The sequence below is a fragment of the Dulcicalothrix desertica PCC 7102 genome, from assembly GCF_003991905.1.
Taxonomy (GTDB): Bacteria; Cyanobacteriota; Cyanobacteriia; order Cyanobacteriales; family Nostocaceae; genus Dulcicalothrix; species Dulcicalothrix desertica.
On record NZ_RSCL01000002.1, the window covers coordinates 238,376 to 258,162 of the forward strand.

At 39.5% G+C, this 19,787-nt stretch carries 22 protein-coding genes and 27 tRNA genes; 6 read left to right on the top strand and 43 right to left on the bottom strand.

All coding sequences use genetic code 11. The annotated features are described in order from the left end of the window. Positions 1-24: 24 nt before the first annotated feature. Positions 25-519, top strand: coding sequence for a hypothetical protein (locus DSM106972_RS05150; RefSeq protein WP_127079509.1), 495 nt, complete (start codon positions 25-27; stop codon positions 517-519). Positions 520-556: 37 nt separating this feature from the next. On the opposite strand, the gene DSM106972_RS05155 is transcribed toward DSM106972_RS05150, so the two are convergent. The 3 genes from DSM106972_RS05155 to DSM106972_RS05165 form a co-directional block, all read right to left on the bottom strand. Then, positions 557-1,693 (bottom strand): sensor histidine kinase, encoded by a 1,137-nt coding sequence (locus DSM106972_RS05155; RefSeq protein ID WP_127079511.1) that lies wholly within the window; start codon positions 1,691-1,693, stop codon positions 557-559. 108 nt (positions 1,694-1,801) lie between these two features. Then, positions 1,802-3,103: an ATP-binding response regulator gene (locus tag DSM106972_RS05160; protein WP_127079513.1), complete on the bottom strand. Its 1,302-nt coding sequence runs from the start codon at positions 3,101-3,103 to the stop codon at positions 1,802-1,804. A 59-nt stretch (positions 3,104-3,162) separates the two neighbouring features. Beyond that, positions 3,163-3,588 carry a response regulator gene (locus tag DSM106972_RS05165; RefSeq protein ID WP_127079515.1) on the bottom strand — a complete coding sequence of 142 codons (426 nt, stop codon included), beginning with the start codon at positions 3,586-3,588 and terminating at the stop codon, positions 3,163-3,165. Positions 3,589-4,166: 578 nt separating this feature from the next. Here DSM106972_RS05165 and DSM106972_RS05170 point away from each other — a divergent pair. The 4 genes from DSM106972_RS05170 to DSM106972_RS05185 all read left to right on the top strand — a co-directional run bounded on the left by DSM106972_RS05170 (position 4,167) and on the right by DSM106972_RS05185 (position 6,890). Continuing rightward, the gene (locus tag DSM106972_RS05170; RefSeq protein ID WP_127079517.1) at positions 4,167-4,886 is read left to right on the top strand and encodes a response regulator; all 720 of its coding nucleotides are present in this window, start codon (positions 4,167-4,169) and stop codon (positions 4,884-4,886) included. A gap of 299 nt (positions 4,887-5,185) precedes the next feature. Further along, entirely contained in the window at positions 5,186-5,458 is a 273-nt protein-coding gene (locus DSM106972_RS05175; protein ID WP_127079520.1) for a GlsB/YeaQ/YmgE family stress response membrane protein, read from the top strand. 143 nt (positions 5,459-5,601) lie between these two features. Then, positions 5,602-6,474, top strand: coding sequence for a TIGR02587 family membrane protein (locus tag DSM106972_RS05180; RefSeq protein WP_127079522.1), 873 nt, complete (start codon positions 5,602-5,604; stop codon positions 6,472-6,474). Further along, on the top strand, positions 6,471-6,890 hold the full coding sequence (locus DSM106972_RS05185; protein ID WP_127079524.1) for a TIGR02588 family protein: 420 nt from the start codon (positions 6,471-6,473) through the stop codon (positions 6,888-6,890). Before DSM106972_RS05180 ends, DSM106972_RS05185 begins: the two co-directional genes overlap by 4 nt. Positions 6,891-6,941: 51 nt before the next feature. Here DSM106972_RS05185 and DSM106972_RS05190 read toward each other — a convergent pair whose 3' ends face one another. The 38 genes from DSM106972_RS05190 to DSM106972_RS05350 form a co-directional block, all read right to left on the bottom strand. Beyond that, a complete protein-coding gene (locus DSM106972_RS05190) occupies positions 6,942-7,481 on the bottom strand; it encodes a Dps family protein (RefSeq protein WP_127079526.1) in 540 nt (179 codons plus the stop codon). Between the two features lie 219 nt (positions 7,482-7,700). Next, entirely contained in the window at positions 7,701-8,045 is a 345-nt protein-coding gene (locus tag DSM106972_RS05195; RefSeq protein WP_127079528.1) for a hypothetical protein, read from the bottom strand. A 303-nt stretch (positions 8,046-8,348) separates the two neighbouring features. Continuing rightward, positions 8,349-8,504: a GNAT family N-acetyltransferase gene (locus tag DSM106972_RS51185; protein ID WP_158632769.1), complete on the bottom strand. Its 156-nt coding sequence runs from the start codon at positions 8,502-8,504 to the stop codon at positions 8,349-8,351. Positions 8,505-8,507: 3 nt separating this feature from the next. Continuing rightward, the gene (locus DSM106972_RS05200) at positions 8,508-8,864 is read right to left on the bottom strand and encodes a hypothetical protein (RefSeq protein WP_127079530.1); all 357 of its coding nucleotides are present in this window, start codon (positions 8,862-8,864) and stop codon (positions 8,508-8,510) included. An 88-nt stretch (positions 8,865-8,952) separates the two neighbouring features. Then, positions 8,953-10,179 carry an elongation factor Tu gene (gene tuf / locus DSM106972_RS05205; protein ID WP_127079532.1) on the bottom strand — a complete coding sequence of 409 codons (1,227 nt, stop codon included), beginning with the start codon at positions 10,177-10,179 and terminating at the stop codon, positions 8,953-8,955. Between the two features lie 36 nt (positions 10,180-10,215). Next, positions 10,216-10,287, bottom strand: a tRNA-Lys gene (locus DSM106972_RS05210). Then, positions 10,258-10,422: a hypothetical protein gene (locus DSM106972_RS53120; RefSeq protein WP_186538492.1), complete on the bottom strand. Its 165-nt coding sequence runs from the start codon at positions 10,420-10,422 to the stop codon at positions 10,258-10,260. Before DSM106972_RS53120 ends, DSM106972_RS05210 begins: the two co-directional genes overlap by 30 nt. A 28-nt stretch (positions 10,423-10,450) precedes the next feature. Then, positions 10,451-10,533: transfer RNA gene (locus DSM106972_RS51190), tRNA-Ser, on the bottom strand. An 85-nt stretch (positions 10,534-10,618) separates the two neighbouring features. Beyond that, positions 10,619-10,702, bottom strand: a tRNA-Ser gene (locus DSM106972_RS51195). 8 nt (positions 10,703-10,710) lie between these two features. Then, a tRNA-His gene (locus DSM106972_RS05215) sits at positions 10,711-10,785 on the bottom strand. 5 nt (positions 10,786-10,790) lie between these two features. Continuing rightward, positions 10,791-10,864, bottom strand: a tRNA-Ala gene (locus DSM106972_RS05220). Between the two features lie 100 nt (positions 10,865-10,964). After that, positions 10,965-11,705, bottom strand: coding sequence for an RNA ligase family protein (locus DSM106972_RS05225; RefSeq protein WP_127079533.1), 741 nt, complete (start codon positions 11,703-11,705; stop codon positions 10,965-10,967). 35 nt (positions 11,706-11,740) lie between these two features. Continuing rightward, positions 11,741-11,813 (bottom strand) — tRNA-Arg (locus DSM106972_RS05230). 4 nt (positions 11,814-11,817) lie between these two features. After that, positions 11,818-11,888, bottom strand: a tRNA-Gly gene (locus tag DSM106972_RS05235). A 71-nt stretch (positions 11,889-11,959) separates the two neighbouring features. Next, positions 11,960-12,814: a TIGR02452 family protein gene (locus DSM106972_RS05240; protein WP_127079535.1), complete on the bottom strand. Its 855-nt coding sequence runs from the start codon at positions 12,812-12,814 to the stop codon at positions 11,960-11,962. 272 nt (positions 12,815-13,086) lie between these two features. After that, on the bottom strand, positions 13,087-13,722 hold the full coding sequence (locus tag DSM106972_RS05245) for a hypothetical protein (protein ID WP_127079537.1): 636 nt from the start codon (positions 13,720-13,722) through the stop codon (positions 13,087-13,089). A gap of 75 nt (positions 13,723-13,797) precedes the next feature. Beyond that, a tRNA-Thr gene (locus DSM106972_RS05250) sits at positions 13,798-13,870 on the bottom strand. Between the two features lie 94 nt (positions 13,871-13,964). Then, positions 13,965-14,038, bottom strand: a tRNA-Leu gene (locus tag DSM106972_RS05255). Positions 14,039-14,101: 63 nt separating this feature from the next. Beyond that, positions 14,102-14,176, bottom strand: a tRNA-Leu gene (locus DSM106972_RS05260). A 68-nt stretch (positions 14,177-14,244) separates the two neighbouring features. Next, a tRNA-Leu gene (locus DSM106972_RS05265) sits at positions 14,245-14,318 on the bottom strand. 4 nt (positions 14,319-14,322) lie between these two features. Next, a tRNA-Pro gene (locus DSM106972_RS05270) sits at positions 14,323-14,395 on the bottom strand. Between the two features lie 55 nt (positions 14,396-14,450). Further along, a tRNA-Leu gene (locus tag DSM106972_RS05275) sits at positions 14,451-14,524 on the bottom strand. Positions 14,525-14,554: 30 nt separating this feature from the next. Continuing rightward, complete coding sequence (locus tag DSM106972_RS53125) at positions 14,555-15,409, bottom strand: hypothetical protein (protein WP_233787223.1); 855 nt, start codon at positions 15,407-15,409, stop codon at positions 14,555-14,557. Between the two features lie 171 nt (positions 15,410-15,580). Then, positions 15,581-15,652: transfer RNA gene (locus DSM106972_RS05290), tRNA-Gln, on the bottom strand. A gap of 5 nt (positions 15,653-15,657) precedes the next feature. Then, positions 15,658-15,734, bottom strand: a tRNA-Gln gene (locus DSM106972_RS51200). Further along, positions 15,735-15,812, bottom strand: a tRNA-Tyr gene (locus DSM106972_RS05295). A gap of 11 nt (positions 15,813-15,823) precedes the next feature. Further along, positions 15,824-15,895, bottom strand: a tRNA-Asn gene (locus tag DSM106972_RS05300). Positions 15,896-15,901: 6 nt separating this feature from the next. After that, positions 15,902-15,975: transfer RNA gene (locus DSM106972_RS05305), tRNA-Phe, on the bottom strand. 86 nt (positions 15,976-16,061) lie between these two features. Next, a tRNA-Arg gene (locus DSM106972_RS05310) sits at positions 16,062-16,135 on the bottom strand. Positions 16,136-16,264: 129 nt separating this feature from the next. Further along, positions 16,265-16,351, bottom strand: a tRNA-Ser gene (locus DSM106972_RS05315). Between the two features lie 5 nt (positions 16,352-16,356). Then, positions 16,357-16,437: transfer RNA gene (locus DSM106972_RS51205), tRNA-Tyr, on the bottom strand. A 3-nt stretch (positions 16,438-16,440) separates the two neighbouring features. Next, a tRNA-Glu gene (locus DSM106972_RS05320) sits at positions 16,441-16,511 on the bottom strand. A 42-nt stretch (positions 16,512-16,553) separates the two neighbouring features. Further along, positions 16,554-16,627: transfer RNA gene (locus tag DSM106972_RS05325), tRNA-Trp, on the bottom strand. Positions 16,628-16,630: 3 nt separating this feature from the next. Beyond that, a tRNA-Met gene (locus DSM106972_RS05330) sits at positions 16,631-16,706 on the bottom strand. Between the two features lie 11 nt (positions 16,707-16,717). Next, positions 16,718-16,789: transfer RNA gene (locus DSM106972_RS05335), tRNA-Cys, on the bottom strand. 6 nt (positions 16,790-16,795) lie between these two features. Continuing rightward, positions 16,796-16,867 (bottom strand) — tRNA-Glu (locus tag DSM106972_RS05340). Positions 16,868-16,884: 17 nt separating this feature from the next. Then, positions 16,885-16,958 (bottom strand) — tRNA-Asp (locus tag DSM106972_RS05345). A 384-nt stretch (positions 16,959-17,342) separates the two neighbouring features. Next, positions 17,343-17,537, bottom strand: coding sequence for a hypothetical protein (locus DSM106972_RS05350; protein ID WP_127079539.1), 195 nt, complete (start codon positions 17,535-17,537; stop codon positions 17,343-17,345). A 200-nt stretch (positions 17,538-17,737) separates the two neighbouring features. Between DSM106972_RS05350 and DSM106972_RS05355 the strand changes: the two genes are divergently transcribed. Next, a complete protein-coding gene (locus DSM106972_RS05355; protein WP_127079541.1) occupies positions 17,738-18,568 on the top strand; it encodes a polysaccharide deacetylase family protein in 831 nt (276 codons plus the stop codon). Between the two features lie 124 nt (positions 18,569-18,692). Here DSM106972_RS05355 and DSM106972_RS05360 read toward each other — a convergent pair whose 3' ends face one another. Both DSM106972_RS05360 and DSM106972_RS05365 read right to left on the bottom strand, forming a co-directional pair. Further along, positions 18,693-19,079, bottom strand: coding sequence for an alr0857 family protein (locus tag DSM106972_RS05360; protein ID WP_127079543.1), 387 nt, complete (start codon positions 19,077-19,079; stop codon positions 18,693-18,695). Positions 19,080-19,095: 16 nt separating this feature from the next. Next, on the bottom strand, positions 19,096-19,635 hold the full coding sequence (locus DSM106972_RS05365) for an HNH endonuclease (RefSeq protein ID WP_127079545.1): 540 nt from the start codon (positions 19,633-19,635) through the stop codon (positions 19,096-19,098). Positions 19,636-19,787 lie beyond the last annotated feature (152 nt).

Here is a 19,787-nt window from a genome sequence, read left to right on the forward strand (position 1 = left end):
TAGTTTTATTTTCTGTAAAAGCCTGTGAATTCTGATATTGCTAAAGAACTCGAATCAACAGAAGTTGAAGACCTTGATGTCGAAGAACAACAAGGTAAAATTTGGGGTAACTTAGAAGATTACCTGCGAAGATTTTCTAAACTTGTTGAAAATGTTACGGAAGCGGCAAATCTAACCGAAACTGACTCACCCTCTGAAATGGCGCCTATTTATGCAAGTCAAATTGCCCAATCGCTGAGTATTACTGAAAGTAACGCTCATATCTGGAGAAAACGGTGGCTGAATTTGGGTTGGATAGAACCAACTCCCGACAAAAAGAGGGGTTGTTACCAGGTTACAGAAGAAGGGCGCCTGCGACTGAAAGATTGGGCAGAAAAAGCTGCATTGGAAACGGGTAAAGAATTGTGGCTAACTATTCCCCGCAGCAACTCCAAAAAAGCAGCAGAACTTTTGGTTAAATATATTGATACCGAACAACTCAAAGAAATTTATCAACTTGTAGGGGAGTCACTTGGTTAAAAGAAACCTGGTTTCTTGAAGAAACCAGGTTTCTATATCAACCAGCAGGTAAATAAACGGTGAAAGTACTACCTTTACCCAATTCGGAAACTACTTCAATTTTTCCACCGTGGGTTTCAACAATGCGACGCGATAAGTGTAACCCTAAACCGCTACCTGCACGCTTGTGTTTTCCTTGTCGAAATCTTTCAAAAAGGTGTGCAAGGTCTTCTTCGGCAATTCCATAACCAGTATCTGAAACTTCCAGTACTACCCATTCTTTATCATCAGGTGATTCACTCTTAGATTGACCACTAGATTTACTACGATAAAGGCGAACATCAATACTACCTAGGTCTGTAAATTTGATGGCATTGCCAATTAAATTACCAACAACTCGTCGCAGTTCCAAACGGTCACCAATAACAGATAGTTCATTAACAGGATGTTCTTTTTCTGTACCAGTGTCTATTTTGATAGTTAAATTTTTCTCTTGTGCGAGTGTATTAAGTTCTTGTACTACTTCTTGAACTATTTCTAAGAGGTTATAGCTTTCAAACCTCATGGTCTTTTGCCCAGCTTCAAAGCGTGAGACTTCAAGAAGGGTATTTACCATCTCTAATAAATTATGGTTGCTGCGAACCATTGCACTTACTGCTTGTTTCATTTCATCCGATGTTGGACAAAATATATCTTGCAGAAATAAATTTAGCATTCGGTCGGCTGCAACGAGCGGTGTTCGTAAATCGTGAGTCAAACGTGATACAAAATCTTCGCGTGCGCGTGACATTGCTCGTTGTGCGTCTAAACTATGCTTTAAACGCAACAAAGACCTGACTCTTGCCATTAACTCATCTTGGTCGAATGGTTTGCGAATAAAATCATCGGCGCCAGCATCGAGTCCTTCTACAACACTAGCATCGTTAAATGCAGTCAATAGCAAAATTGGAATGTAGGGTGTTGAACTACTACGAATTCGACGTGTAACTTCGTAACCATCCATTAATGGCATCATCACGTCAAGCAATATTAAATCTGGTGGTGATTCTTCGACATATTGAAGCGCAGCAGCACCATCAGCTACCAAGTCAATCTCATAACCTTCTACTTCTAAAATCGTTTGAAGCAAGATGAGGTTATCGGGAGTGTCATCGACGGCGAGAATGCGGTCTTTAGTTGTATCATCAGAAAGCATAATTTATCACTTGATTTTTTAACAAAAAATAATATTTTTAAATATTGCCTTATTTTTAGGCGTAAACCTATGGTCATGTCTTCTATCAAATGGCTTATGCCTTTTTATTTATCCTCTGTCGGAAGGACGGGATAAAACATCTGACTGTGTGGAGATGTTTTTCTTTGTTACAAAATTATCCATTAATTTGGTATCCTCGGCGCCATCACTACAAACTTGACGAGGTATTTCAATACGAAATGTAGACCCGTTTCCTAACTCACTTTCAACATGAATTGTACCTGACATCATATTAACAAGCGCTTTCACAATTGCTAATCCTAAACCTGTACCTGGATATTCTCTGTTAATAGCTTGGTCTATTTGCCGGAACACCTCAAATATATTATCTGTTTCGTTACTATCTATGCCAATACCTGTATCATGAACCGAAATTGCAATTCTGTTTTCGTTGACAGCTTCAACTTCAATGTTAATTGCTCCAACTTTTGTAAATTTAATGGCGTTGGAGAGTAAATTCGCGACGATTTGCTTGACTCGAAGCGGGTCGCTATAAACAATTGAATCATCTAGTTTATTTGTAACAGACAAAGACAGCTTTTTCATGGAAGCTTGCGCCGTCATTTCTCCAATTGTACTGTTAACCACGGTTAATATATCATATATTTGGGGCTTCAATTCGAGTTGCCCTGATTCAATTTTAGAAAAATCCAACACCTCGTTCAGCAAACCTAACAAATGCTTACCATTATTGAGGATACGTTGAACCATATCGCGTTGAGAGTCAGAAAGTGTGCCAAACTTGGGACGCAGTAAGAATTGTGAAAACCCAATAATGGCATTCATTGGTGTGCGTAATTCGTGCGAAATTGTGGCGAGAAATTTGGACTTGAGTTGCGACGCTTCTTTTAGTTTAATATTTTGCTGTTGAATCAGCTTTTGTTGTTGTTCTAACTCTTGATTTTTCTGAACTAATATTTTATTACTTTCGCGTAGTTGTAGCATTGCTTGTTCTGCTTGCATTTCGGCGCGATAAACTCGAATCGCATTCCGTAACACTTGAGCTAACGTTTCTGATGACACTTGTGACTTAGAAAGATAATCATTGGCGCCTGCCTTCATCAACTCAACTGCAATAAGTTCATCACTTTGTCCAGTTAGCACAACCAAAGGAACCTTGATATTTTCTGCACGCAGTTGAGAAATTAGCGTCAAACCATCTCCATCTGGTAAGCGATAGTCGAGAAAAACACAGTCGTATGAGTTAGTATGAACTAATTTAATCGCTTCGGAGCAAGTGTCTACCTCCGACAAAACAGCTAGTACGCCAGCATTATAAAGTGCGCGACGTACTGTCATGCGATCAACTTCGTCATCATCTACGACTAGTATTTTTAGCGTTTTTTCCATTCTTACTTGGTTGACTCATTTACATTAATATAATTTAATTAATAAATTAATTATTACTACTAAGGCATCTCACATAGCATCCAGTAACTATTTAATGTAGCCATTAGTTCAGTGAAACTAGCGAAAGTCACTGGTTTAAGAAGATAACCAGCGATATTCAAGTTATATGCTTCTAATCGGTCTTTGTCTTGATTTGAAGTCGTCATTACTACTACAGGTGTTGCACGAAGTTGTTGGTCAGACCGTAATTCCTGCAAAAATTCGATGCCACCCATTTTAGGCATATTCAAGTCGAGTAATACTAGGCGCCTTTCAGTAGGCATTTTGGTGTCGCTAGTATCCCTCAAAATTTCAAGAGCTTCATAACCATTGCTGGCTGTAAAAATAGGATTCTTGATATTTGCTTTCTTAAATGCCCGTCTTACGTTCATTACATCAACTTCGTCATCCTCCACGAGTAGTACATTGATGGTTTGTTCTGGCATGGTCTTTCAACTCAAAATAGTATTATTCTGCTTTTCGTAGATAATGTTAGCAAACACTGATACAAAGTCATTTAGTTTTAGCTGACTCAACTATCGTACCTAGTTCCACAGATTTGTACTTATCAGTATACACGCTAAAAAGTGTTAAATTCAATACATATATTTTAGTTATAAACGAATTATAATTGATTTATGCTTATTTTGGCTTCATTCGATAGTGCAAGCTAGAAACCCGGTTTCTCGTGCAAAATAGTCGTTTTTATTACAAGCTATGACAAAGAAACCCGGTTTTTCGTGTAAAATAGTTGTTTCTATTACAAGCTATGACAAAGAAACCCGGTTTCTGAAGAAGTAAATAAAGAGCTGCATTATTAAATCATAAATATGAGGGATATTACCATATACCTAGAGCTAGATTTGCATTATCGAGAGTAGCAATAGTGGCAAATGCCCGTTACTTCCATTGGTGGATGCTTTATAGGGAGAATATCATCTATCTTTAGGATTGAAAAATCATAAAAGAAATAGGGCAAAAATCAGTTTGTAGCTGATGTCATTAAATTAGAGAGAGTATAGAAATGAGCGAAATAAGTATAGTATTAATCGAAGACCATGATTTAACCCGCATGGGGTTAAAGGCCGCGCTTCAGTCGAACAGTGGACTTCAAGTCATTGGTGAAGCAGGCAATGCGACCAAAGGTTTAAAATTATTAGAGACAGCGAAACCTGACGTAGCGGTGGTTGATATTGGGTTGCCCGACATGGACGGGATAGAGTTAACGCGAAGATTTCGTGCGTTTCAACACGAAAGTGGAGATACCTCGACAAAAATTTTAGTATTAACAATGAATCATAGCGAAGATACTGTATTAGCGGCATTTGCAGCGGGTGCAGACTCTTACTATATGAAAGACACTAGCATTGATAAGTTAACAGAAGCAATTCATGCGACTTATTCAGGTAACTCATGGATAGATCCAGCAATTGCCAACGTGGTGCTACGGCAAATGCGTCATGTATTACCCGAAAACGAAGTAGCGAGCCAAACAAAGACAGTTAAAATAGAAGCACTCGATAGTGAATACGAGCAAGTACTAGAGACTTACCCATTAACACAGCGCGAATTAGAAATATTAGAGTTGATTGTAGCTGGATGTAGCAACGGGCAAATTGCCGAAAAGCTATACATTACCGTAGGTACAGTTAAAACTCACGTTCGTAATATTCTCAATAAACTCTGCGCTGATGACCGTACACAAGCAGCAGTGCGTGCATTACGTTCTGGTTTAGTAGCATAGATGTTGTATGAAGGGAGATTTAACCAAAACTTAAATAACATCGTTTTTTGCTATTTATAATAAACATATTTCTTCACAGATGTTGTTGTAGAGACGTGACATGTAACGTCTCTACATTTATATTTACACATTTATAATTGGCGCCTAATGGGATTATATCAATATGTTTATTAAATTTGACTGGCTGGATATCTCTAAAGGTTTGTTCTACATTATCACTGTTGATAGACGCATATAATGTTTGCAGTTGATATTATTAAATCAAGGTAGAGGAACACAGAACTTTAGAGGAAAAAGAAATGAATCTTTTAGCATGGATTGTATTAGGTATTATTGCAGGTGCGATTGCTAAAGCTATTTATCCAGGGCGCCAAGGTGGCAATATACTTACAACAATGATTTTGGGTATAATAGGTGCATTTATAGGAGGTAGTTTAGTTACCTTTTTCGAGACAGGGACGCTACAGTTAACAGCCGCAACACTCAGTATACCTGGTTTAGTAGTAGCAGTAATCGGCGCCTTGGTTGCAATTTTCCTTTGGGGTCTATTTACTCGTAGTAATGCAGTATAATAAGTAATAAACAGTTTTAAGCGATAATAGAAATTGATGAACGTCCCTAAAGCGAGATAAGCGGTTGTTAACAGAACGAAATATTACAACAGGGTACAGCTTAACCGTTGTACCCATCATTTTATTTGTAGCAAAAACCGAATATGAAAATAGAAAAATCAAAAAAAGGAATATGGTCAAACGAGTTAAATGACATTATTCGAGGCGCCTGCGGTGGGTTTTTATTTGGTATTCCGTTGCTTTATACAATGGAAGTTTGGTGGATAGGGTCATTAGCACAACCGCCAATGATATTAGTGGCAATTGTTATAACTTTTTTCGTTGTATATTTGCTCAACCGTACCGAAGGTTTCCGTAAGTACCCAAAAAGTAACAGACCTTATGAAGCGGTTATAGATACAGTTGAAGCAATGGCTATTGGCATAATTTGCGCGACATTTATGTTAATACTATTGCGCGAATTAACATTTAATACATTTTTCAAAGAGTCTATTGGTAAAATTGTATATGAAAGTGTTCCATTTACGCTTGGTGTTGCACTATCAAATCAGTTTTTAGCAGGAGATAAAAAAGGTAATTCTGCTGAACAAAATAAGCAAACGAATAATCAAGATGAATTACATGCTACTTTAAGTGATATTGGTGGAACATTAATAGGCGCCACAGTAATAGCGTTTAATATTGCACCAACAGACGAAATACCAATGTTGGCAGCAGCAGTTTCACCAAATTGGCTATTAGCGGTGATTGCCACATCTTTATTATTGACTTATGGAATAGTATTTGAAGCAGGATTTGCTAATCAGCAAAAACGTTTTCGTCAACGCGGAATTTTTCAGCGACCATTAGGTGAAACAATCATGGCTTACTTAGTATCATTAATAGCTAGTATATTTATGCTATGGTTTTTCCAGAAGTTGACGTTTAGCGACCCTTGGACAATGTGGTTAGACCATGCATTGTTACTAGGATTACCAGCAAGTATTGGTGGTGCAGCAGGTAGGTTAACGATATGAATCAAGCTCAACAAGAATTTAATAATACAAACGAACAACCGAAACGTACAATTGCTGAATGGATAACTTTCGGCGCCGCAACATGCATTTTATCAGGAATTGTAGGTTTAGTTATATATACAGGACTTACAGATAAACAACAGGTGCCTATACTTTCAGTGCAAACAAAAGAAGTTATTCGTCAAACGAACGGCAAATACCAAGTACCATTTGAAATAACAAACGACGGTGATAAAACCGCCGAATCAGTACAAATACTAGCTGAATTAAAAGTTAATAATGAGGTTGAACAAACTGGTGAACAGCAAATCGATTTTTTGTCAAGTAAAGAAAAAGAAGAGGGCGCCTTTATTTTTGACACAGACCCAAATAAAGGTGAATTAAAGATACGTGTGGCAAGTTATAAATTACCTTGAAATTGAGAATCCTGGTTTCTGTGAAAAACCAGGATTCTATAGAGGTAAAATTTAAACGTTAGCAGGAGTCTTCATTGCTTTGTTAACTTGACTGCCATCTGGTTGAAGCGCTTGTCCTTCGATGAATGAACGCAACATCCAAGCCATTTGTTCATGACCTTCCATCAAACCAGTTAAGAAGTCAGCAGTACCTTCATCATGGAAGTTTTCGCTACATTGGTCAATGTGTTCACGCAAACCGCGAATAATTTGTTCGTGGTCATCTACCAAGCGTGCGACCATTTCAGTTGCGACAGGAATATCACCTGGGTCTTCTTTGAGAGTTGCGACTTTTAAGAATCCTTCCATCGTGCCAACAGGATAACCACCTAAAGTACGAACACGCTCTGCAATTGAGTCAATAGTTTCGGTTAATGCTTGGTACTGTTCTTCCCAAAGCTGGTGCAGTGTGCGGAATTGAGGGCCTACTACATCCCAGTGGAATTTTTTGGTTTTCACCAATAATAGATAAGAATTTGCCAAATCTTCGTTCAATAGTTTGGCAACACCATTACGTTGTTCTTCGGTTAAACCAATATTTAGCTTACGCATGTTTTTTTCGTTCCTTAGCTTTCCTGTTTCTAGGTTCGCTTATAAAGCGGTAAAGAACATCAACCAAAGGTAATATTATGATTAATGAAGAAATTATCTTATGGTACAAAAAATCTTGATAGCTTATTTTTGCCATCAAGATTGTTTACAACAGCATTTATGATTCAATTACAGAATTATAGGAGACGTAATATATTACGTCTCTACATTTATTATTTCTTACTTTTTGCCAGTTACCTTACCGAGCAAATTATTGATTTCATCTTCAACAGAAACTGCTTCAGTAGAATTTTCAGGACGCTTCATCTGATCAATATCAGCGGTACCCTGAACTTCGTTCAAACCACCTTGGCTTGTGCGTTCTTGAGTTTGTTCTAAATTTGGGCCACCAGGTGCATATCTCGAAACTTCGTCAGTTAACTTTTGAGTTTCTAGTAACTGTGTTTCACCTTCTCTGGCGTTGCTTTGATAGCTTTCAATTGCAAACGCAGGAACCGCATTTGTCAAAAATATGAAAGCACAGGTAAAAACTATAACGATAGTACGTACAAAATTCTTCATCATCAAACTACTCTCTAGATAAAAAACGGCAAAAATACTAAAACTACAGTGTTGTTGCAGTATTAACTATTATCAGTAATTTACTAACTATCGCTTTTTGCAACAAAATAGAGAAAATAAATTTCTAAAATCTAATTAACTGTAGTTCACTCAAATTCAGCCTAATATTCTTTTACTAATTATCTGTTCATATATGAATCAACCTGCGGAATGAAATTGACTTATCTATAGTTAGAACCACGTCATTCTTCCGATAGAGAATACAAATGTAGAGACGCGAATGTAGAGACGCGATTAATCGCGTCTCTACACATCACGTAGAAAGTTAATACTGGTATAAACTTTTTGGAAACCAACGGACTCATACAAACGCAAGGCGCCGTTAGGGTTATCAGCATCAACACCAAGTCGCACAGTATCTACACCAGCTTGTTTCAGACAATGTAACCCAGATAGTAACATTGCTCAACCTAATCCAATTTTTCTAAAACCGCGTCGTACACCTAAAATACCAACATTACCTTCGTTACGTTTTGTACGCACGTTGCTTTCTGGGTTGATATGGCAATAACATTGTGCAACAAAAGTATTATCTGCTGTAACAGCAACTAAATCTAAATCACGTCGATATGAAGATTCTTGAAGCCAGTGTTTTAGCATTTCAACCGTTACTGGATGAAAATTCCAATGGTCGATAAAAGAATTATTATGTAAATCAACCCCATCATCTAATTTATCAACTTCGTTACAAGCGTTGATAAGATTTGTAATAGCTAGTAAATCTTCATCATTCTGTAAAGGGCGCCTTTTTATAGCTTGCATAGTATTTTTCTTATATATACTACTTATATACTACAAGCGTATTTTAAAGTTTCCAGAAATGGTAGGTGGGGCATAGCCTCACCTACGATTAATTAATAATCTTAGAAACAACACCGGCGCCGATAGTACGACCACCTTCACGGATAGCAAAGCGCATACCATCTTCAACTGCAATAGGTTCAAGTAGTTCAACGGTCATTTGTACTCTGTCACCAGGCATAACCATTTGTGCTTCACTACCATCATCTGCGGTAAAAGCTTGGACAGTACCAGTTACATCTGTCGTGCGTACAAAGAACTGCGGACGATACCCGGCAAAGAAAGGAGTTTTACGACCACCTTCTTTTTCTGTAAGCACATAAACTTCTGATTCCATTTTGGTATGTGGTGTAATTGAAGCAGGTTTAGCAATAACCATTCCCCGTTCAATTTCATGCTTTTGCACACCTCGTAGTAATAAACCTACTTGGTCACCAGCTATTGCTTCATCAAGTGTTTGCTTGAACATTTCCACACCTGTAACTGTAGCAGTGCGAGTAGTGGCGCCTATTAATTCCACAGTGTCGCCAACTTTAACTTTGCCGCGTTCAACTCGACCACTAGCAACCGTACCACGTCCAGTAATTGTGAACACATCTTCAACTGCGAGTAAGAAAGGTTTATCAACTTCTCGTTCGGGTGTAGTGATATAAGAATCTACGGCATCCATTAAGCTATAGATTTTATCAACCCACACATCCTGACCGCGTATAGTTTTAGGGTTAGCAGTCATTTTTTCGAGCGCTAATAAACCTGAACCAGGAACGATAGGAATTTCATCACCAGGGAAATTGTATTCACTTAGTAATTCCCGAACTTCTAATTCAACTAGTTCAAGAAGTTCTGGGTCATCAACCATATCTTCCTTGTTAAGGAAAACTACTAACTTCGGTACACCTACTTGTCTAGCTAGCAAAATATGCTCGCGCGTTTGGGGCATCGGACCATCAGCAGCAGAAACTACTAATATTGCCCCATCCATTTGCGCGGCGCCTGTAATCATGTTTTTTACATAGTCAGCATGACCTGGGCAGTCTACATGGGCATAGTGACGCAACGCTGTTTCATACTCAACATGAGCAGTATTAATTGTAATACCGCGCTGCTTTTCTTCAGGCGCCGAGTCAATTTGGTCATATCCCGTAGGCTTAGACCAACCAAGCGCGGCCAGAGTCATTGTAATAGCCGCCGTCAACGTAGTTTTACCGTGGTCAACATGACCAATAGTGCCAATGTTTACATGGGGTTTAGTCCGATTAAACTTAGCGCGCGCCATGCATTATTTACTCCTTTTAGTTTTATATAGGTTAAGTGGGTGGTAGAGGAATCGAACCTCTATGGTGCTGATTAAAAGTCAGCTGCATAACCACTCTGCCAACCACCCAAAATATCTGTATTTATCTTTCTCTTGTGGAGCGGGCATCCCTGCCCGCCCATAAGAAAAATAAGGAAGGTGGAAGAGTCGAACTTCTACAGCATCTCTACTGCACTCTGGTATTCCAAACCAGTCGCCATCCACATAGCAGCACCTTCCAAGTTTTACAAAACGGAAGATAGAGGCATCGAACCCCCAGGTATTACCCTGCTCCAGTTTTCGAGGCTGGTTGCCCTCCAGTGAGCAGTATCTTCCATTACCAGTCCACCTAGAAGGTACTGCCCCTTCTAACTCTGTGTTATCAGCACAGCGCCTCGCTTTTCGGCTTTAGGTGGATAAGCGGAAGTTGAGAGAATCGAACTCTCGACGGTATAAACCGCAGCCGTGTTCAAAACGGTGTCCTCGTCCGTGCCGGACAACTTCCGTGTAATGGGCGCCAAACGGGACTTGAACCCGTTAATTACTTGCTCCACAAGCAAGTGCCTCGACCACTTTGGCTTTTGGCGCCACAATGGAATCAAGGGAACTCGAATCCCTAACCTCTAGTTTGCAAGACTAGCGCTCTAGCCAGTTGAGCTATGACCCCGTGATATTGTTGGGGGGCGGGTTTAGATGAATTTTCGATTTGGTTGTAGGATATCTGTTAACCCGCCCTTACTTGATGTGCCATTTGTTAGCCGCCCTTACTATCCTCGCCAGTTCCACACAGCTTCTTTTCCTGTGAGTTCTGGTAGGTAGATTCCGTCTAACTTGTTGGGACGGACATATTTAACTAGAAAGTCAACTTTCCATACACGTTCGGAACTTTTACCTGGACTTATTAGTGTGTTTCTTTCAACCCGCCAAATTGCACCTTCAACAGGGTCAACGGCGCCATGTCCAGAAACTTGAATTGCTTCTATAGCTTGTTCAATAGTAAAAGGACTACCAGTATGTAATAAGCGTGGTTGAATAAAGCCGTAATCTTTTATACGCTCGGTTACTTCTGCAAGAGTACTTCTTTGCTTACCTTGCATAATGTCGAATGCAACAAAAGGCTCGTGTGGCAAGTTATATCTAGTACCATGAGCTTGTGCTAACCATTCGCCACATAATCGTTCGCCATCTTTAAGAACAGCTAAGAACCTATCTTCTTGTTTATATACCCACTTGGCAAATAACCAATGCTGTTCAAAAGGAGATGTATCAGCTAAATATCCTGCGCGTGTTAGAGAATAAATTTTGCCATCAATTCTGGCAATTCCCACATTTGAACCATCGAGCTTTTCTTGAACAATGACGTTATCATGTCTATCGCGCACTTTTTCAGTAGAGATACGGTTTTGACCTTCGTTGCACTTATAGTCACTAGGACCCATCCGAGAACCAGGCAAGTGTGGGATATGACCGTAGTTTTTAGTACCTAGAGGCTTTCGTTGTAATTCCATTCATTTTGGTTTTCCTCAAATATAGTATATGAAAGCAGGAGTAGTAGGACTTAAACCTACAACCGTCCGGGTAGAAGCCGGATGCTCTATTCATTAAGCTATACTCCCACAAAGCGGATAACGAGCATCGAACTCGTACCAAGAGTTTGGAAGACTCACATGCTACCGTTACACCATATCCGCGTATTTAGTAAAAGAAACCGGGTTTCTACGCATTCATTGTCGCAGACAAATCGTCATTTTTATCACAGATTTCAACAAAGAAACCCGGTTTCTAGGATTTTTGAGTTAAATTCTTTAAATGTTTCTTGTTGTTTGCTTGAGTCAAAAACTGAAAAAACTACGCTTTTAAATCTGCCCCAAAATGGATTATTGGGTAACAGTAAATCAGCAAACATTTGGGCAACCATTGATGGCTCATTTCTAAATACACCACATCCCCAGGCGCCTAACACCAAAGCATCACAACCATTATTAGCAGCTAAACTTAATAACTTACTACCGCGAACTCGAAGCACTTCAGGAATCTTATTAACATCCTGCAGCTGATTTCTTTTTACTTCTCCAGCATTAGGCGCCGGACTTGTAATAAAATCAACGAAATAAGGCTGCTCTAATAACGTTCCCTCATCATCTTTAAAAACTGGACAACCAGGAGAATAAATCATTCTATCAGTGTATAAAAGTGATTTATAACCCCGATGAAAATTATAATGCTCAGGGCATTTTAAAAGGCTTTGGTAAAGTCCGCTACTACGTGCTAAACTTTCCTCTTGTGCTTGGGCGCCTTTAAGAAAACCACCACCAGGATTTTTAGCAGAAGCAAAATTGAGAACACCAATTTTTTGATATTCTTGGCTTAGTGCAAGACGTTTTGCTCCCATTAAAGTTGTTTCGTTCCTGACTTCAAATTCAGTATTTAAAAATTGAGGAGCAGTAGAAAGAACTTTTTGTTGAATTTCCCAGAGATTATCAGGGTCGTAGCATTTTGTGTTACTTAAACAAAATGCTAGCTCTCGCGTAATATCTATTTGATTACCATTTTCTAGAACATAATAACTAGCTTCCAGAATTGAAAGCGTGTTTTGAGCTATTGCAGTTCGTTTCATTTTTACTGTGTAAAATTGTGCTGACCACTCAGCCAGGTGGGAAATCTCATGGCTTTATGGCGCCATTAACCAGAAACCTGGATTTCATCGAGTTTTGTACTTTGAGCGCGTGAACTTTAAGAAGTTAATCTTTAAGCATTGAGGTTTAACCTATAAGCGTTAACCGTTAAGCTTTAAAGTTACATTCATGTACGGCTTATCAGTCCGTGGCAGATTTACAGTCTGCAAGTCCATAAATTGAGAGATTTTCGAGTGACCAGCGTTTACCTATTCTAATCGGGAATTTCTATATTAGTTCTGGCATTGCTGATGGAAAGAACTCTATCCACACTTGATTTAAACTCTTCAATAAATTCTTGTCTACGCTCAATTTCTCTGGCTATATTAGTTGGGTCAAGCAGTTCCACACCCTCACGTGCCATAAAGCTATCAGTTAAAGCTTGGTATTGCTCTGAATTAACAGCTTCGTTTTTACCCAAAACTTCCAGCGCTAGTTTATCAAGTCTTTCTTTTACCTTCGCCTGCCCTTTCTCATACTGGTTACGAGTTTGGTTATAAGCTGACTGCATAGTCGCAAGAACTTTTTCATAGTAAGCAATGAAATTTTTCATTTCTATCGCTTCTGCCACAGTCATCTCTTGCCCAGCAACAGTAACGCGCGTCGAAGCATTAGCAAGTACAATTGCTCTTTTAATTAGGCGCCTGCGGTCAATTAGTGCATTCACCCTTTGTAATTGTGCCCTTGCGTTAACTTCGTATTCTTCTCTGCTTCTATAGCCAGTAGGAATTTTACCAACTTCGACGACTGTGACTAGGGCGCCGTTTTGTAAAGCCGTAGTAGCTGAATCAATACGTTTTTGCAATAGTGTCAACTCTGCCAAAGCATCAGTTACCGTCATTACAGCCATTTGATTTTATACACCTCCTTAATATTGCCTTTATAACTTTGGCACAATAATTTTTAGAATGACGGAATTTTAAGGAGCTGGAGAGGGAAGTTGAATCCCTAACCTTCCGATTACAAGTCGGATGCTCTACCAATTGAGCTACACCAGCATAATTTGGTCGCGGGGGCGAGGAGTTGCACCTGCCGATGTGAGGCTTATGAGACCTCCAAGACACTCTTTCTTCATCCCCGCATATTACCAAATGCCCCTAACTGGACTTGAACCAGTAACAACTAGGTTCTTAGCCTAGTGCCTCTTCCAATTGGGCTATAGGGGCAGAATTTAAAACATTTGTTTTTGGTTATAGTAAAAAAACAGCTTACGCAATTTTTCTTACTAATGCCCCTGGTAGAACTCGAATCTACAACCTCTTCAATCTAAGTGAAGCGCCTACTTCCAATTGGGCTACAGGGGCGGGCGAAAACTTTATAAAAAGTGAATTAATTTAAGACAATAACCTCCTTAAAAATGTGTATTTTTTAATACCCCTGGCAGAATTTGAATCTGCATCCTCCTATTTTTGAGATAGGCGCCTCTACCAATTGGGCTACAGGGGTAAAGTCGGGATGACAAGGATCGAACTTGTGACATCTTGCTCCCAAAGCAAGCGCGCTACCAACTGCGCTACATCCCGTTAATGCTTTTTTTGCCTATAGTGAAAAATTAACTTACGCCAGTTTTTTCACTAATGCCCCTGACAGAACTCGAATCTGTACGTTCTTTATCTTAAGTAAAGTGCCTCTTCCAATTGGGCTACAGGGGCTAGATTGTAAAATTTTTAGATACTAAAAATCTAAAGTTTGGAATATTGTTTCTTTGCCCAATAACCTCTTGGGGGTTTTTCTATTCCATAATATTTACACCATTTCTCTATTGCTTTATCGCTCACGCCTAATTCCTTACTTAATTGTCGAGTTGACTTTTCCCAGATTAATTTTTCTAATTCTTCTTTTGACGGTCTTGCTACTTTTCTAGATGCTAGCTGAGAGCATTTTTGAGAACAATAAGTATCTTGACCTATATTAATTAAGATTTTGTCACATTGTAAACATTTATTGTGTTTCGTGGAGCTTATAAAAACCTTATTTTCATTTTTTTCATTTTTGAAGTTGATTTTTCTTATTCTGATTTTTTGATTCTTTCTAAATTGACTTAGCATCATAGTTCTACTTGTATGACCTTTGGAACCACAATAGTTGTGAGTTTGAATGTGACAATTTGGGCAAAGAAATCGCAAATTTTCCTGTCTATTGTCCTTCCAGTTTCCATTAATATGGTCAACATGTAATGTAATGCTGTTACCTAGCCAAATATCTTGAATAGAACAAGCAGGATTCTCACATTTATACTCTCGACCAAATTCAATAAGTGCCCTCCTTAAAATATAAGGTGTCTCTCTGAGAGTTCTATCCTCTTGTAAAATCAAAATTTCTTCCGAACTTCTCTTTGTTTTTCCTCCTTTATAATTTTTACCTTGATTTGCACCTCTCCCTAAAAAGTGGGACATATCTATCCCATATTGTTTAATTTTTTGAGATACATAAAAATGTAGATAGCCTGATTGTGGTTTCCCAAGTTTTCTTAAAACTTCTGCAACGGACAAAGATTCTTTTACTAAAGGCTCTAATAGCTCTTTGGTATATTTCATATAATGTGAATTACGCATTATAAATATAATAACTAAGTATTCACATTAAATCAAGCATACTAACTAATAAAAGTGCTTGGAAAAGATTTATCTAGTACTGATAATTAACTGATACTTAAAATCTTTTTCCAAAACTTTACAGGGTAAGTTTACAACTATTAAAAACCAAATCTGCCCCGCTAGGTCTTGAACCCAGAATACCTCTGTCAAAAAGAGGCGTGTTGCCAATTACACCACAGGGCAATATATGGATGCCGGAGTTAGGTTTGAACTAACCTCTCCATGATTCAGAGTCATGGCGACTTACCCAATCGTCCATCCGGCAGTCCCCAAGTTGGTCTTGAACCAACGACCTTTCACTTTATAAACAGTGAACGCTCTAACCAAATTGAGCTACTGGGGAATAATAAATAGCTGCCCTGGTAAGTATCGAACTTACGACCTCACGGTTAACAGCCGTTTGCTCTACCACTGAGCTACAGGGCAACGAAACCCCCCAAGTCAGAATCGAACTGACGACCTTCTGTGCTTCAAACAGACGCTACTACCATCTGAGCTATCGGGGGATAATTGAGGAGAGATGGGAATTACTGCCGTGGACTGGTTTTATTTAACTCGTCGAATCAGCCACTCTACCATCCCTCCTATGTAATGAGCGCGCAAGGACTCAAACCTTGAATCTTCAGTTTCGTAGACTGACGTGTTATTCAGTTACACTACGCACTCATAAAGATTATGGATTTGTCTACCCTTCTGGATAGCTTCGTTAACGACAATGAATCGATTTGGGATTTTGGATTGTAGAGACGTTACATGTAACGTCTCTACAACATGTTTGTAATTTGGGCAATTATTCAGAGAAGGAGGGATTTGAACCCTCGGCGGGTGTTAAACCGCTCTCCCTTAGCAGGGGAGTACAATAAGCCACTCTGTCACTTCTCTAAAAGTAGGTCGGGAAAGAGTTGAACTTTCAACGCAAACGCGGCTGTTTTACAGACAGTTGCCTACACCAATAGGCGAGCCGACCCATGTTCCCCTGACGAGAATTGAACTCGCATCTCCGCTTTGAAAGAGCAGTGATTTAACCATTAGTCCACAGGGGCAAATATCTACTTCATGCAAGTTTAAGAAGCATATAGTAGAACGCAGCGACTAGGGCTTGAACCTAGATTCTTCGGTTTTGGAGACCGACGTGTTAGCCAATTACACCATCGCTGCATTTGGTAGCAGTGGCGGGATTTTAACCCGCATTAAACCACTTATGAGATGGCGACCTTAACAATTAGGTTACACTGCCATAATTTACCAAGGCTGAGGCGAGGATCGAACTCGCGCTAACCGATTTTGCAGATCGGCGCCTTTCCACTTGGCTACTCAGCCATAAATAAGCGCCAACGGGAATTGAACCCGCATTTTCGGATTGAAAGACCGACGACTTAGCCATTGGTCGATGGCGCCATATTTATTGAATGGAGCCAGGATGAGGGGACTCGAACCCCCAACATTTCCGCAGACAACGGAACGCTCTAGCCAATTGAGCTACACCCCGAAAATTTGAGAAAACTATGCCTAATTTGTTTAATTTTGAGATATTTAGATTCAGACATTTAAAGATTTCATCTAAAATCTAATATCAAATTAGGCACGATTATTGTGAGCATCGCAATTTTGGTAAAATATTAACTGTCATTCTGAGCGCAGCGAAGAATCTTGATAAATTTAACTTTTTTTAAGATGCTAAGAAAGCGGGAAAACTACGTTAACGTTCGCGACTCATGACATAATAATTTTTCTAAATTGAGATGCTGCACAATTATTTGTGGTGAACTTTCCCATTAAATATTCGTCTTATTCAGTTTTCAAGGTTCAGCAAAACTACTTTTAGCTAGTTTTCAACTATTAAAATGACTATTGATATAACTGTTGAAAAGTCTTAAGAAAATGTCCGACGCTCGTAGAAGTAAACCCGTTGCGCGTTGCGGATATATTCTTTTGTTTGATTTTGTGCAAACTGTGAACTTTTATCAGTTCTTGCCTCGGTTTCAGATGGTTTGGAATTACGAGGCTTTCGTTTGTCTGGAGAAACTGGTTTGTAAGAGCGCGCGTGTGCTACTTGTATGTAGAACATTTGCTTAATCCTCCTTTGAGGCTTGTCTTTTGCCTCACTACAATAATACTACATTAATACTACAAAAGGTGTCAAGGGGTTTTGGAAAAATTTTTTGATATTCTTGGAAAAGCTTGCGGGAGTTGAATTTGGGTCATGTATTATGTCTGTAGGTTGAGTAACTTGATTTATGATTGACGCGAGTAAAAGCGAGGAGTGGCATGAAAGGTATGTTTATGCGAAAGGGTAAAAATGTTGGGATTGGTTGGGGTTTAATTACTATATGTATGTGTATTACGGCGTGTAGTGGTAACTCAAAAATAGAGACTTCTAACAAACAGTCGCCCCAAAGTAAAGTTTTAGCAGCGAACACAACAGCAAATCCGGCGCCATCACCCAAACCGCAAAATCTGAGTTTTTCTGCTCCTGCCCAATTCCAAGGAAAGACAGTATATAAATCGGAAGTTCCTAATAACGAAAAAGTTATAGCTTTGACATTTGATGATGGACCTTGGAAAGAAACCACACCACAAATGCTAGATATACTCAAGCAAAACAATATAAAAGCTACTTTTTTTTGGGTAGGAACATCGATTCAAGAAAATCCAGAAATGGCTAAAAAGGTTGTGACAGATGGACACGCTATTGGCAACCACACATGGCATCACTGGTATAAACAAATGGATACAGCCACAGCAAAAAGCGAAATCGATAAAACCGCAGATTTAATCTACAGAACCACTGGCGCCAAAACTACATTATTTCGTCCACCCGGTGGTTATTTAAATAACGGATTAGCAGCTTATGCTAAGAGCCAAAATTACACTGTAGTCATGTGGTCACAAACCTCTGCTGATACTGACCCAAAAGCTAAATATGAAGTTTTTGTCAAGAATGTACTTCGAGATGCCAAACCAGGTTCCATTGTGCTAATGCATGATGGAGGAGGTGACAGGCGCCGGACAGTACAAGCGTTGCCAAAAATTATTAGCGGGTTAAAAGAAAAAGGCTATAGGTTTGTCACCGTTCCAGAAATTTTAGAAAAGAGTTGAAAGTGCTGAGTGCTGAGTGCTGAGTGCTGAGTGCTGAGGAAAAAGACATTTAACTCCTAACTCCTAACTCCTAACTCCTAATTATTAACTCCTAACTCTTAATTTCCTACTCAGCACTCACAACTCAGCACTCAGCACTAATACAAGCTTGCGCTTCTTGCCAGAGTTTGTGCAAAAAGAACTCGATGCGGTCGCTAATTGTGGTTACAAAAATGCCTGTTGCTTCGTCGCAAGTGCTAGACATCCATGAACCGCGTAGCGTGACTTCTAAATATTCAGCGTCGCAAACACAGACGGTGATAATTTCTTTGTCGCTGCATTTGGTTTGAGCTTTTAGCACCTCTACTCCCGGTAAATCAACAGGAAGCAAAAATGATGCGGTGCTGGGTTCGACGCAGAGGCTTTGACCCGCGCGAAGTGATAAAAGCACGCGCGTTTGTATCCAGTCCTCGATAGACTGATTTATACATTCAAGGTGAAAGCCAGTTTCCGTGTACGTTAATTTCAGCATTATCCATGCGCTCCCGTTACTCCAGGCTTTTAGGTTGTTCCGTCCAAAACTTTTCGGCAAAAGCTATTGTTGGATGGATTGGTGCTTTTAGCTTGTGACGCAGTTGCATTCCTGCTTCGTGAAGTGTTTTGTCTCCCTTCTTAGAGTTACATCTCTCACATGCAGTTACTACGTTATCCCATGTATGTAAACCACCTCGCGACCGAGGAATTACGTGGTCTAGCGTTAAATGTTTGCTGCTACCGCAATATTGACAAGTGTAGTGGTCGCGTTTTAAAACTTCTCGTCGATTTACTGGTGGCACTTTCCATGTTCTCTCAAAAGAAGCTATTTTCAAGCGAATGTGTTTCGGTACATGAAGTACTAAGCTCGGAGAGTACACCATCCAACCAACTTCAGAAAGCATATCGAGAGGTTCCGCTTTTTCTGTAACCAGCAACACAATCGCACGTTTAATATTGACGCGACATAGTGGTAGGTAGTTTTGCGAAAATACTACCACTGACTGTTCTAACACTTGCCTACTTGTCGGGTTCGTCACAGCTTGACTCCTCATAAAATTAACCCCCGCTTCTCCTGTATTTGGTGAAGCGGGGGTTAAAGGTTGACGTTGTTGTCTCTTTCCCTATTTTGGTACAGCACTGTTATTCCTGTACCTCCCGCTTCTATTGTTCGGTTTTGACCCTAGATTGAAAACTAGATTTATAG